Source organism: Nesterenkonia suensis, assembly GCF_054782935.1.
This window is the reverse complement of record NZ_BAAGRN010000001.1, coordinates 153,413-165,629: the sequence shown is the minus strand read 5'-3', so window position 1 is coordinate 165,629 and position 12,217 is coordinate 153,413. Positions and strand designations below refer to the sequence as shown.

16 protein-coding genes are annotated in these 12,217 nt (G+C 70.0%); 8 read left to right on the top strand and 8 right to left on the bottom strand.

Translation table 11 applies throughout. The features are described from left to right. Positions 1-90: 90 nt before the first annotated feature. The 3 genes from ACYVKI_RS00715 to ACYVKI_RS00705 all read left to right on the top strand — a co-directional run bounded on the left by ACYVKI_RS00715 (position 91) and on the right by ACYVKI_RS00705 (position 3,142). Entirely contained in the window at positions 91-735 is a 645-nt protein-coding gene (locus ACYVKI_RS00715) for a biotin transporter BioY (protein ID WP_460688432.1), read from the top strand. Further along, positions 732-1,919: an ANL family adenylate-forming protein gene (locus ACYVKI_RS00710; protein ID WP_460688431.1), complete on the top strand. Its 1,188-nt coding sequence runs from the start codon at positions 732-734 to the stop codon at positions 1,917-1,919. Before ACYVKI_RS00715 ends, ACYVKI_RS00710 begins: the two co-directional genes overlap by 4 nt. Before the next feature lie 119 nt (positions 1,920-2,038). Further along, positions 2,039-3,142, top strand: a complete 1,104-nt coding sequence (locus ACYVKI_RS00705) for a thiolase family protein (protein WP_460688430.1) — start codon at positions 2,039-2,041, stop codon at positions 3,140-3,142. A gap of 41 nt (positions 3,143-3,183) precedes the next feature. On the opposite strand, the gene ACYVKI_RS00700 is transcribed toward ACYVKI_RS00705, so the two are convergent. Further along, positions 3,184-3,732 carry a P-loop NTPase family protein gene (locus ACYVKI_RS00700; RefSeq protein ID WP_460688429.1) on the bottom strand — a complete coding sequence of 183 codons (549 nt, stop codon included), beginning with the start codon at positions 3,730-3,732 and terminating at the stop codon, positions 3,184-3,186. A gap of 90 nt (positions 3,733-3,822) precedes the next feature. Here ACYVKI_RS00700 and ACYVKI_RS00695 point away from each other — a divergent pair, with 90 nt between their 5' ends. After that, the gene (locus ACYVKI_RS00695; protein WP_460688428.1) at positions 3,823-4,125 is read left to right on the top strand and encodes a putative quinol monooxygenase; all 303 of its coding nucleotides are present in this window, start codon (positions 3,823-3,825) and stop codon (positions 4,123-4,125) included. An 11-nt stretch (positions 4,126-4,136) separates the two neighbouring features. Here ACYVKI_RS00695 and ACYVKI_RS00690 read toward each other — a convergent pair whose 3' ends face one another. Further along, complete coding sequence (locus ACYVKI_RS00690; protein ID WP_460688427.1) at positions 4,137-4,721, bottom strand: isochorismatase family protein; 585 nt, start codon at positions 4,719-4,721, stop codon at positions 4,137-4,139. Between the two features lie 71 nt (positions 4,722-4,792). Here ACYVKI_RS00690 and ACYVKI_RS00685 point away from each other — a divergent pair, with 71 nt between their 5' ends. Together ACYVKI_RS00685 and ACYVKI_RS00680 are read left to right on the top strand one after the other, a co-directional pair. Further along, the gene (locus ACYVKI_RS00685; RefSeq protein WP_460688426.1) at positions 4,793-5,218 is read left to right on the top strand and encodes an acyl-CoA thioesterase; all 426 of its coding nucleotides are present in this window, start codon (positions 4,793-4,795) and stop codon (positions 5,216-5,218) included. A gap of 33 nt (positions 5,219-5,251) precedes the next feature. After that, positions 5,252-5,860, top strand: a complete 609-nt coding sequence (locus tag ACYVKI_RS00680; protein ID WP_460688425.1) for a class I SAM-dependent methyltransferase — start codon at positions 5,252-5,254, stop codon at positions 5,858-5,860. Between the two features lie 224 nt (positions 5,861-6,084). Here ACYVKI_RS00680 and ACYVKI_RS00675 read toward each other — a convergent pair whose 3' ends face one another. The 6 genes from ACYVKI_RS00675 to ACYVKI_RS00650 all read right to left on the bottom strand — a co-directional run bounded on the left by ACYVKI_RS00675 (position 6,085) and on the right by ACYVKI_RS00650 (position 10,783). Beyond that, a complete protein-coding gene (locus tag ACYVKI_RS00675; RefSeq protein ID WP_344684251.1) occupies positions 6,085-6,450 on the bottom strand; it encodes a hypothetical protein in 366 nt (121 codons plus the stop codon). Positions 6,451-6,764: 314 nt separating this feature from the next. Next, positions 6,765-7,529, bottom strand: a complete 765-nt coding sequence (locus ACYVKI_RS00670) for an amino acid ABC transporter ATP-binding protein (protein WP_460689369.1) — start codon at positions 7,527-7,529, stop codon at positions 6,765-6,767. A 28-nt stretch (positions 7,530-7,557) separates the two neighbouring features. Beyond that, complete coding sequence (locus ACYVKI_RS00665) at positions 7,558-8,235, bottom strand: amino acid ABC transporter permease (protein ID WP_460688424.1); 678 nt, start codon at positions 8,233-8,235, stop codon at positions 7,558-7,560. 15 nt (positions 8,236-8,250) lie between these two features. Next, positions 8,251-9,078, bottom strand: coding sequence for an amino acid ABC transporter substrate-binding protein (locus ACYVKI_RS00660; protein WP_460688423.1), 828 nt, complete (start codon positions 9,076-9,078; stop codon positions 8,251-8,253). Positions 9,079-9,230: 152 nt separating this feature from the next. Next, positions 9,231-9,845 carry a HutD/Ves family protein gene (locus ACYVKI_RS00655; RefSeq protein WP_460688422.1) on the bottom strand — a complete coding sequence of 205 codons (615 nt, stop codon included), beginning with the start codon at positions 9,843-9,845 and terminating at the stop codon, positions 9,231-9,233. 74 nt (positions 9,846-9,919) lie between these two features. Further along, positions 9,920-10,783 carry a helix-turn-helix transcriptional regulator gene (locus ACYVKI_RS00650; RefSeq protein ID WP_460688421.1) on the bottom strand — a complete coding sequence of 288 codons (864 nt, stop codon included), beginning with the start codon at positions 10,781-10,783 and terminating at the stop codon, positions 9,920-9,922. Between the two features lie 110 nt (positions 10,784-10,893). Here ACYVKI_RS00650 and hxlB point away from each other — a divergent pair, with 110 nt between their 5' ends. Both hxlB and hxlA read left to right on the top strand, forming a co-directional pair. Continuing rightward, the gene (hxlB, locus tag ACYVKI_RS00645) at positions 10,894-11,496 is read left to right on the top strand and encodes a 6-phospho-3-hexuloisomerase (RefSeq protein WP_460688420.1); all 603 of its coding nucleotides are present in this window, start codon (positions 10,894-10,896) and stop codon (positions 11,494-11,496) included. Between the two features lie 73 nt (positions 11,497-11,569). Next, positions 11,570-12,202 carry a 3-hexulose-6-phosphate synthase gene (gene hxlA, locus ACYVKI_RS00640; protein WP_460688419.1) on the top strand — a complete coding sequence of 211 codons (633 nt, stop codon included), beginning with the start codon at positions 11,570-11,572 and terminating at the stop codon, positions 12,200-12,202. Positions 12,203-12,217 lie beyond the last annotated feature (15 nt).

Here is a 12,217-nt window from a genome sequence, read left to right as displayed (position 1 = left end):
TCGTGTCATCTCCGACCGAGGGGCTCCGAGATAGTGCACACTGCTCAGTGTTGAACAGCGTTCAAATCCTACCCTCAGGAGAGCCTCATCATGTCCACACTGCACCAGAGCACCCCGCCCGGATCCCCGACACCCGGAGCCTCGACATCAGTGGCCCGATCGACGACGTCCTCAGTCGCCACCGCCCGCGCGCTGGCCCAGATCGCGGTCTTCGCCGGGCTGATCGCCGCCCTGGGACTGCCCGGGGCGATCCCCGTGATGGGCATGGCGGTCCCGGTGACCGCTCAGACGCTGGGCGTGATGCTCGCCGGGACGGTGCTCGGCCCGTGGCGCGGCGCCGGTGCGGTGCTCGCCTTCGAGGTGCTCGTGGCACTGGGCCTGCCACTGCTGGCCGGTGGTCGCGGCGGCCTGGGAGTATTCTTCGGGCCCAGCGCCGGCTACCTGGCGGGCATGGTGGCCGGAGCCGCCGTCATCGGGCTGATCGTCCACGGGGTGCGGCGCACGGGCCCGGTCCGGCCCACCTGGCCGCGCACGACGCTGGGCTGCCTGATCGGCGGCATCCCGGTGATCTACGCCTTCGGCATTCCCGTACAGGCCTGGGTGACCGGCCTGGGGCTGGGCGAGACCGCCCTGCTCGCCACGGCGTTCCTGCCCGGGGATCTGCTGAAGGTGGTCCTGGCCGTCCTGGTGACCATGACGCTGCGCCGGGCCTACCCCCAGGTGTTCGCCCGGTGAGCCCGGCCGGTGAGTCCCCCACGCTTCGCCCGCTGCGCAGCCCCGACCACCGGCGTGTGCTCGCTGATGCGCTGGCCGCCCGGGCGGCCGGGGAGGTGCCGCTGATCGGTGACGAACGCTGGCCCCAGGAGCACTGGCAGACTCTGCTCCGCTCGGTGCAGGGCAGTCCCCTGCCGGAGGAGGCCGCGTGGGCCTCGTTCACCTCCGGCAGCACCAGTCGCCCACGGGCCATCGTGCGCAGCGCCCGGTCCTGGGAGGTCTCCTTCCCCACGGTGGACGTCTCCCTGGGCATCCAGGACGACGACGCCGTGCTCACCCCCGTCCACCCCGCCTCCTCCATGGCCACCTACGCCGTCGCCCATGCGCACCACCGCGGCCTGGCCTGGTCGACGCCCGTCGGGGCCCGACTGCGCGCCGCCGACCTGGACGGACCCACGATCCTCCACGGCACCCCGGTGCACCTGCAGGAGACGGTCGAGCTGCTGGAGTCCGGTGCACCGACCACCCTGCGCGCAGCCTTCATCGGTGGCGCTCGGCTCGACATCGGCCTGGCCACCCGCGCCCGCGCCCTGAGGCTGCAGGTGGTCACGTATTTCGGCGCCGCGGAGCTCTCCCTGGTGGCTGTGGACACCGGAGACGGCCTGCGGCCGATCCCCGAGGTGGAAGTCGACATCCGTGCCGACACGCTGTGGGTGCGCAGCGAGCAGAACGCCCTGGCGGTGCTCGGCGAGGGAGGCTCCTTCCGGCGCGACGGTTCATGGGCCACGGTCGGGGACCGGGCCGTCCTGAGCTCCGAGAGGGTGCTGAGCCTGCAGGGCCGGGCCGACGACGCGATCCTCACCGGCGGTGCCACGGTGGTCCCGGCCGACGTCGAGGCCTGGCTGGAGAGCCAGCCTGGGGTGCGAGCGGCCCTGGTGCTGGGCGAACCGCATCCCCGGCTCGGCCAGCTGGTCACCGCCTGCGTGGAGCCCACGCAGGAGACGGCCCTCGACGCCCGCGCACTGAGCGAGGCTGCACGCACTGGCCTGAGTCCGGCCCAGCGGCCCCGGAAGTGGCGGCTGGTAGCCGAGCTGCCACGCACCGCCAGCGGAAAGGTCCGTCGCCTGGGCCCTGCGGAGGCGTTCACCCTGCCGCTGGCCGCTCCGGCGGCCGTCACAGAGGCCGTCACGGAGGCCTCGCGGTGAGCGCGGTGAGCAGGGTGACTGACGCTGGTGCAGCGGGGTCCAGTGCAGCGGGGTCCGGTGCAGCGGGGTCCGGTGCAGCGGGGTCCGGTGCAGCGGGGTCCGGTGCAGCGGAGGTCGCTGTGGTCGCCGGCCTGCGCACCCCGATCACGGGACGCTCCCGCGCGCTGGGCGAGTTCCCGGCGCATCACCTGGCGGGCCAGCTGCTGGCCGCCGTCGCCGAGTCCGCGGGCCGCGCCCCGCAGGCGGTGGTGCTGGGCAACTGCACCGGAGAGGGCGGCAATCTCGGTCGGGTGGCGGCACTGGACGCCGGGTTCGGGGAGAACTGTGTGGGGTGGGGTGTGGACGCCCAATGCGGCTCCGGCCTGGTGGCGGTCATCCAGGCCGCCGACCACGTGCGACGCACCGGAGCGCCCGTGGCCGCCGGCGGGGCGGAGAGCCCGTCCACCGCGCCGGTCCGGCTCCTCGACGGCACGCCGATCCGTCAGGCACGGTTCGCCCCGGAGGGCTTCGCGGACCCGGACATGACGACGGCGGCCGATGACCTCGCCGCCGTCCGCGGCATCGCTCGGGTCCGGCAGGAGGCCTTCGCGCTGCGGAGCCATCGGCTGGCACGGGAGCACTCCGATCTGCGGCGTCGTGAGACCCTGCCCTGGCCGGGGACGGAGGGCTCACCTCTGCTCGACGACGGCCCGCGCCGCCTCTCCCCCGGCATGCTGGCCCGGTTCCGCCCGCTGGTGGACTCACCGAGCGCAACGGTCACCCCCGCGACGGCGGCGCGGATCGCCGACGGCGCGGCAGCCGTGATGCTCGTGCCCGCGGATCAGGCATCGGGGCCACATCTGGTCATCCGCGGCCAGGCGCTGGTCGGCGGGGATCCGGCACTGCCGGGCGTGGCGGCCGCGCCGGCGGTGCGGGCCGTGCTGGCGCAGGCTGGCGCCGTCGTCGCCGATCTTGCCGCAGTGGAGGTGGTGGAGGCCTACGCCTCCCAGGCGCTGGCCTCCCTCGATGACCTGGGCCTCACTGACGGCGCCCAGGAGGTGGACCCTCGGGGCAATGCGGCCGGCGGGGCACTGGCGCTGGGGCACCCGTGGGGTGCCTCAGGGGCGGTGGCGCTGGTCCGGCTGCTGCACCGGCTCATGGAATCCCCGCCCGGTGCGCTCGGGGTGGCGGCCTGCGCGGTGGCCGGCGGGATGGGCGCGGCCGTGCTGGTGGAGCGGCGGTGACGGTGGGCAAGCCTCTGAGGGGAGCGCACCTGAGCCTCCGTTCACCGCAGCCGCGCCAGCCACTCCTCCACCTCACGGGGACGGCGGAAGCGCACCACCTGCAGATGCGGATACTGCTCCTCGAGCGCGGGGATGACCGGCCGCAGCCGTCTCCGGGTCCGGATCCCCCACCGGATGATGTGGCTCTGGTCGGTGAAGAACCCGCTCAGCGGCCCCTCACGGTTGCCGTTCCAGAGCTCCTCCCCCGTCAGCCGGCGGCGCACGGTCCGGCGCACCAGGCGCTGGAGGGTGAACCAATCTGGCCAGTCCAACCACAGCAGAGTATCCGCCCGGGCGGTGATCAGCGGGCGCACCTCCCGGTACTGGTGCTCGATCACCCACCGCTGACCCGCGGTGAAGGCATCGACGTCGTCGGTGAAGCTCTCCCGGGGCACCCAGCCTTCCCCGTGGTAGAGGGAATCGAGCTCCACTCGCGGGCAGTCCAGCATCTCTGCCAGACGATCCGCGAGGGTGGACTTTCCGGCACCCGAGGTCCCCGCCACGGCGATGCGTCGCGGCGTCCAGGTGATCGGGTCCTGCGGGGTCAGCACCGCAGCAGTGTAGGCACCCCGAGGGGCGGGCCGCATCCTCGTCGGCCGGGAGGCATCCCGCTCCACGGCGCGAACGGCTAGCGTCTGGCCATGATGTATGTGAACACGGGGTCCTTCGTGACCCAGCCCGGTCGGCGCGATGACGTCGTCGCCATCCTGACCCGCTATTCCCCGCAGCTGGCCGCCTCCGGCTGCCGCAGCTATGAGGTCGGCGTGGACGACGCCCAGCCGGACGCCGTCTTCGTCGCCGAGATCTGGGACTCCGCCGAGGCCCATGAGCAGTCGCTGCACCTGGAGAGCACCCGGGAGGCCATCGCCGAGGCGATGCCTCTGCTGACCGGGGAGATGACCCAGCAGCATTTCACCTCCGTGGGGTCCCCGCTGCGGGACTGAGACGGCTGTCTTCAGCTGAGCTGCGGAAGCGCCTCCAGCAGATCCCGAGTCGAGACCACCGTGGCGAACTCCCCGTACAGGTTCGTGGCCGTGGCCTGCGCCAACGCATCCGCGGTGAGCACTCGGCCGTCAGGGCCGGTGCGGTCGAAGGTGTGGGTGGCGTCCAGGGCGAAGAGCACCCGATGCCCCAGATTCCCGCCCACGCGGGCCGTGGTCTCGCAGCAGTGGTTGGTGGTGATCCCGCAGACCACGATCGTGCTGATCCCCTGCGCCCGCAGCCAGGCGTCCAGATCCGGCTCCCCGTGGAAGGAGGAGTTGACCGACTTCACCACCTCCAGGGCGGCGGCCCCTCCCACGAACTCCTCCAGCTGGTGGCCCTCCTGCGCGGGGTGCAACGGCGAGCCGGGGTCTGTGGAGGCGTGCCGGACCACCACGACGGGCATCTCCGCGATCCGCCAGGCCTGCAGCAGGCGCTGGATGTTCTGCTGGCTGTCCAGGTTGTTGCGCCGCCCCCAGTGCGCGGCGTCGCGGAAGCCCTGCTGGACGTCGACGACGACCAGCGCCGTCGCCGGGGTGATGCCAAGGCTCGCGGTCATGTGGTCACCGTACACCGCTTGCTACCCTGACCAGCGTCGGTCCGGATGTCCGGCAGGAAGTGAGGCGACGGATGAGCGTGCGGGTGCCGATCGAGCTGCGCTGGGGAGACCAGGACGCCTTCGGGCATGTGAACAACGCCGCGGTCATGCGGATCCTGGAGGAGGCGCGCACCCGCGGGTTCTGGCGCACCTCGGATCACGACGACGACGGCTTCCCGCCGCTGACCGCGGAGTCGCCGGTCTGGTCCGTGGTCGCCGAGGTGTCGATGCGGTACCTGCGGCAGATCGATTACCAGACCGCGCCGGTGATCGTGGAGATGAGCATCGCCAAGCTCGCCGGGGCGAGCCTGGACATCGCCTACCGGCTCTTCGCCGACGGCGACACCGAGCCGAGGGTCACGGCCACCACCCGGATCGTCACGGTGGCCCGGGAGACCGGGCGGCCGTGCCGCCTGCCGACCGAGATGCGCGAAGCCTTCGCGCAGCACACGGCGTGACGCGGCGCCGCCCGACGTTCCGGGCAGCTGCTGATGGCTGACGCTCGTTCCCTCGAATCTGTCCGCACCTCCTACGGGACCCGAGCCGCGGACTACATCACCGCACTCGGGAGCATCACCCAGGCACACGCCGACGATGTGTCGCAGATCCGCCAGTGGGCCGAGAGTCTTGACGGGCCGGTGGTCGACGTCGGGTGTGGGCCCGGGCAGTGGACGGATCTCCTCCGGAGCATGGGGGTCGAGGTGTGCGGAATCGATCCTGTTCCGGAGTTCATCGAGAGCGCGCGGGACACCTATCCCGACGCACGGTATCGCGTCGGTCGAGCGGAGTGCCTGAGCGTGGACTCCAGCACTCTGGGCGGCGTGCTGGCCTGGTACTCACTCATCCACACCGCCCCTGAGCACATCGGCGCACCCCTGACCGAGTTCGCCCGATGCCTGCGCCCCGGAGGCGGTCTCGCGCTGGGGTTCTTCACAGGCCCGACAGTGGAGCCCTTCGACCACGCCGTCACGACCGCCTACTACTGGCCCATGGACACCTTCACAGCCGAGGTCGAAGCGGCAGGGTTGACGGTGACCCACACATCGACGCGCACCGGGTCGGGGCATCGGCCGCACGGCGCACTCCTCGCCACCCGATGATCACCGCATGCTGGCACCGTTCTGCACACACGAATCACGTCTGCACCACAAGATCTCGTAGTGCAGACGTGATTCACGTGTGCAGGTCGAGGACGAGGGCGTCCGGAGCCCCCTCAGAAAGGCTTCAGCAGCCGATGCACGGTGCGCTACTCGCCACCCGCTGATAACCAGAATTGGCACGTGTCGGAGCCTTTCGCCGCACCCGACTCTGGGAGTCACACGCCTCACGAGTTCTGCTGCTCCGGATTCACCAGGAACATCTGCGGGTAGTCCGCACAGTCGACGTCATCGCTCACCGGTGGATCGAAGTATCCCCCGGACAGTTCCACACCCTCACCGATGGGCAGGGGCACACCATCCGGCAGGCTGATTCCACCTCCAGGATCTTCCTCGGTCCCCTCGGGAAAGATCACCCCATAGTCAGTGCCATCGGCGGCACCGTAGAGGCAACCGGCCTCGTCGATGCCGACCTCACCGACGAAGAGGGCTTCCGGATGCCCGTCATCACCGCTGATATCGATGGTCAGGAATGTGAACTCCTGGGCCTCGATCTCCTCGATGGAACTCCCCCATGCCTGACAAGCAGCCACAGACAAGCACGCTCCTGCCACGATCGCAGCTAGGATCGCCGCCCCACTGCGGTCCATCCGGACCACCCCTCTCGGAGTACAGAAAGTCGCCTTCACTCTGAGTGTTGGCTACTCTCCCACAGGCCATGTCATCGCGCACGGCCAGACGCACACTGGTCGGGGCATCGGCCGCACGGTGCGCTGTTGACCACGGGCTGATCACCGCATGCTGAGACCGTTCTGCACCCTCACATCACGTCTGCACCACAAAATCTCGTAGTGCAGACGTGATTCGCGTGTGCAGATCGAAGAGGAGGAGAGTCTCCGGACGACCCTCAGAACGGGTTCAGCAGCCGGTGCACGAACCGCTGAGTGCGTTCCCGCCGCGGCTGACGCAGGACCTCGCTCGCGGGCCCCTCCTCCACGACGACGCCGCCATCCATGAAGACCACCTGGTCCGCCACCTCCCGAGCGAAGGCGAGCTCATGGGTCACCAGCACCATGGTCCACCCCTCCTCGGCCAGCTCCTTGATCACGGTGAGCACATCACCCACCAGCTCCGGGTCCAGGGCGGAGGTGGGCTCGTCGAAGAGCAGCAGGGCCGGCTTCAGCGCCAGAGCGCGGACGATCCCGACCCGCTGCTGCTGACCACCTGAAAGCTGGTGCGGGTACTGGTCCCGCTTGTCGGCCAGCCCCACCCGGTCCAGCAGCGCCTCCGCGTCAGCGATCGCCTCCGCCTTCGGCCGCCGCTGCACCTGCACCGGACCCTCGATGACGTTCTGCAGCACGGTCTTGTGGGGAAAAAGGTTGTAGCTCTGGAAGACCATCGCACTGCGGAACCGCAGAGACTCCTTCTGCCGCCGACTGGTCCGCGGGGTGAAGGTCACCTCCGGGCCGCCGTCGAACGTGATGGTGCCGGCGTCGGGACGCTCCAGACCGTTCAGGCAGCGCAGCACAGTGGTCTTCCCGGACCCGGAGGGTCCGATCAGCGCCAGCACCTTGCCGGCGTCGACCTGCAGATCGATGTGGCGCAGCACTTCATGGTCCCCGAAGGACTTGTTCAGCCCGGACACACGCAGCAACGCCGCACCGGGTCGCACACTCCCCGACGCCTGGCCGGCAGGATTCTCAGCGGACGACAAAACGATCAAGCCTCCTCTCCAAGCGCACCTGAGCCGAGGAGAGGACCAGGCAGAACATCCAGTAGATCACCGCTGCCTCCACGTAGAGCACCATGAACTGCTGGCTGAACGCGGCGATCTGCTGAGCGACCCGGAACATCTCGGTCACCAGGATCAGCGAGGCCAAGGAGGAGTCCTTCACCAGGGAGATGAACGTGTTGGACAGCGGCGGCACCGAGACCCGGGCCGCCTGGGGCAGGATCACCCGACGCAGGGTCTGCACCCGGGACATGCCGATGGTGTAGCCGGCCTCCCACTGAGCTGTCGACACCGACAGAATCGCCGCGCGGATCACCTCCGCCGCATAGCCGCCCACATTCAGTGAGAACGCGATGACCGCACTGGGCCACGGGTCCAGGGTCACCCCGATGGACGGCAGCCCGAAGAAGATCACGAACAGCTGCACCAGCAGCGGGGTGCCGCGGATGATCGAGATGTAGGCGCGCGCGAGCCAGGAGACGGGCCGGATGCTGCTGATCCTCATCAGCGCGACCACCAGCGCCAGCACCAGCCCCAGCGAGAAGCTCGCCAGGGTCAGCGGGATGGTCCCGGTCAGCCCGCCTTTGAGCATGGGCCAGAACGAGTCGGCCACCAGCTCCCAGTCGAGGTCAGACAACCACTCCATGGACGCCGACCCCGATCACTGCGAGACGTCGGCGTCGAAGTACTCTTCGCTGATCTCGGTCAGCGTGCCCTCTGCGGCCAGTTCGGCGAGTGCCTCGTCCACAGCCTCCACCAGGGACTCGCTGCCCTGCCGGAAGGTCAGTGCCGCCTGGGACTGGTCCTCGGTCTCGGCAGCGATCGTGATGTTCTCGTTGTCCTCGGTGGCCTGATAGTCCAGGTAGGTGAGCTTGTCGTTGATGGTGGCGTCCACCCGGCCCTGCTCCAGCAGGGTCACCGACTGGGCCCAGCCCTCCACGGCCTCGACCTCGGCCCCGGACTCGGTCGCCAGCTCGTACCAGTTGCTGGTCAGCGACTGGGCGGTGGTCCTGCCCTCGAGGTCCTCGAAGCTGCTGATCTCCTCGTTGTCCGCCAGCGTGACGATCACGCCATTGCTGACGGTGTACGGCTCGGAGAACAGGTAGGTCTCCTGACGGTCCTCCGTGATAGAGACCTGGTTGGCGACGACGTCGAAGCGAGCGGACTCCAACCCGGCGAACATGGCGTCCCACTGGGTCTCCTCGAACTGGACGTCCACGCCCAGCTTCTCCGCCACAGCAGTGACGACGTCGACGTCGTACCCGGTCAGCTCGCCAGAGCCGCCCTCGTGGTAGGAGAACGGCCGGTAGGTGCCCTCAGTGCCGACCGTCAGCACACCCTCGTCCTGGACGTCCTCCAGAGTGAGCCCCGGTGCGGGCTCCTCGTCAGGGTCCGCGCCGGCGTCGGCAGCGTCGTCAGCGGTGCACGCGGCCGTGGAGACCAGCAGGGCGGCGATCGCGGCAGTGGGCAGGAGGCGGCGGTGGTTCATGATGTTCCCCCGAGTCTGTGGGCATGGATGGGCGGTCTGGCAGACCGGACGGCTAGTGAACGTAGCACGCTCGCAGGCGCAGGCCCGCCGCAGATGACGGAAGACGACGAGCCCCTGCCTCCCCAACCCCGTGCAGGGCACGGTGATTCCCGTCAGCGCCCGTCCCGGTGCGGGGTCACACTCACCCGGGCCACCACGGCTGACCCGCCGATGTGGATCGCCAGATCCCCCACAGGACGGAGCGCATCCCCAACGGTGAGCTCTCCTCCACCGGGGAGGGACACCTCCCCGGAGAGTACGACGACAGCAGTCTCGGTGGCCGTGAGCTCTGTCCAGCCGGATTCCAGCTGTTCCACCTGCACCTCGCCCTGGGCCCGAGACCGGTCCACCATGAGGTTCAGCGCCTGCTGCGGCCCCACCTCCCCGAGTTCGGCCCGGACGTCCTCCTCCCCGGCGAAGACCACCTGGCGCCCGGCGCTCAGCGTGTGCCCCCGGGTGCCGACATGGAGGTCGACCGGCCCTGCCGTGACGAGAGTGAAGACCCGGTCAACCCCGGGCAGCGCGGAGAAGACGCTGTCGTCCACCAGGTCGGCGAGGCTCAGCCGCCAGAGGAACCCCGGACCTGGACTCCCTCCGTCAGCCGCCGGTCCCGCGCGGCGGGACTCCTCTGGGTGGGGTTCCTCAGTGGCGATCACCCGCGTGGTGCCGAGGCCGTTCTTCCACGGGGCCCGGGTCAGCTGCCGGGCCGGGATGATCTGGTGGCTCACAGGCCTCCCCGGATCTCTGCTCCGGCTCCTGGTCATCGATCTCTCCTGGTCTTCGATCTCGCTCCCACGGGCTCTCAGCGCAGCAGCGCGATCAGCTCCGCCCGGTTCCGGGTGCCGGTCTTGCGCAGCAGCTTCGAGATGTGGAACTTCACAGTGTGGTCGCTGATGCCCAGCTCCGCGGCGATCTCGGCGTTGCGGGACCCTCGGGCGAGATGCTGCAGCACCTCGGCCTCGCGGGGACTCAGCTCTCCGAGGTCCTCCACGGGCAGAGGCGTCGGCGCGGGGTCCAACGGGATGGCGATCGTGACCTCCGTGCCCCACCCCGGCGTCGAGTCCACGTCCATCCGCCCGCTGAACGCGCTGAGATGCTCAGTGATCGGCCGCAGCGCGTCATCGTGCGCACTGAGTTCCCCGTTGCCGTCGTCACGCAGATGGATCAGCAGGTGCAGGCCGTCACAGTCCCAGTGGATGCGGACCCGGCGGGCCTCGGAGGAATCGACGACGGTCAGCACGGCGCTGCGCACGATCGCTCGTGCCGCCTGGGCCACATCGCCGGGCAGCGCCCGACCGTTGGGCGGCGGCTCCACGAACTCCACGTCCACGCGGCCATGACGCACCAGCGGGCGCAGCTCGGCTTTCAGACGCCCGAAGGCCCCAGTGACCGGCTCCAACAGGTCAGCCCCTTGGCGCGCGGACGAGCGCGCCTCCACCAACGCCGCGGCGGCGATGCCGATCGCGGTCTCCCGCGCCTCCCGATCCCCCAGCCGCGTCGAACGCAGCGCGGCCAGGAGGGTCTCGAGCGTGACCGCGTGACGGTCCGCCAGCTCCGAGACGGAACGGCCGTGCTGCGAAGCATGGCGCCGATCCGCGGGCACGGGCAGCTCCTGGGGGTGCCGGGTCTCCGGGGAGCCCTCGATCTCTGCGGGGTCCTGCGTCATACCCCACAGGCTAGCCGACCTGCCCGTCCGGGCAGTCCTCGCCGAACGGGCAGTCTCACTGGACCTTCGAGGGATAGTGCCGAGCCCCGCTGGTGGGCAGGATCGTCTCCATGAACGCGAACATCACGCTGAACAGCACAGTGGTCGGGAACACCACCGTCGGCAGTGCACTGCAGGAGATCAGCTCTGAGCTCGCCCGGAGCTCGGACACCCTGACGCTGGCCGGCCGCACCCTGGAGGACCTGGCCGATACCCTCTCCGGGGCTGAACGCGTCTTCGTCCTGGGCTCCGGCCGCTCAGGCCTGGCTCTGAAGATGACCGCGATGCGTCTGATGCACCTGGGCCTGTCCACCCACGTCGTCGGCGAGATCACCGCACCAGCGATCCGCGCCGGGGACGTGCTGCTGGTCGCCAGCGGCTCCGGGACCACGGCGGGCATCGTCCAGGCCGCCGAGAAGGCGCAGTCGGTCGGCGCGACGGTCGCCGCTCTCACCGCCACACCAGGGTCGCCGCTGGCACAGCTGGCCGAGGTGACAGTGGAGGTGCCCGCAGCCGCGAAGCTCGACCGCAGCGGGAGCATCTCGGTGCAGTACGCCGGAAGCCTCTTCGAACAGGGTCTGGTCGTCCTCGGCGATGCGCTCTTCCACGCCCTGTGGCAGCGCAGCGGCCTCACCGGCGACGACATCTGGCCGCGCCACGCCAATCTCGAATGACATCCGATGACATTCCCCCCCCCAACCCATTGAACTCACCACTGACCCCCACTGACTCCGAAGGAGATCTGTCATGAAGATCCAGTTCGCCATGGACACCCTCACCACCGAGCAGGCCCTGGAGTGGGCCGCCGCGGCGGCGCCCCACGTCGACATCCTCGAACTGGGCACCCCGCTCATCAAGAGCGAGGGGCTCCGCGCAGTCACCGCTGTGAAGGAGGCGCACCCGGACAAGGTCGTCTTCGCCGACCTGAAGACCATGGACGCCGGCGCCCTGGAGGCTGAGATCGCCTTCGCCGCCGGCGCCGACCTCGTCACCGTGCTGGGCACCGCAGATGACAGCACCATCGCCGGCGCCGTCGAGGCCGCCCGCCGCCATGGCAAGGGCGTCGTCGTGGACCTGATCGGGGTCAAGGACAAGGCGCACCGGGCCCAGGAGGTCGTAGAGCTCGGAGCTGAGCTCGTCGAGATGCACGCGGGCCTGGACGAGCAGGCTCAGGAGGGCTACTCGCTGGACGACCTCCTCACTGCGGGGCGGGCCTCCGGTGTGCCGTTCTCCGTGGCCGGTGGTGTCAGCGCCTCCACTGTCGCCGACGTGCAGGCCGCCGGCGCGCAGATCGCGGTCGCCGGCGGGGCCATCTACTCGGCCGAGGACATCGGCGCGGCCGCGCAGGCGCTGCGCGCGGCGGTCACCGTCCCCGCCTGATCTCGCCCGAATCCC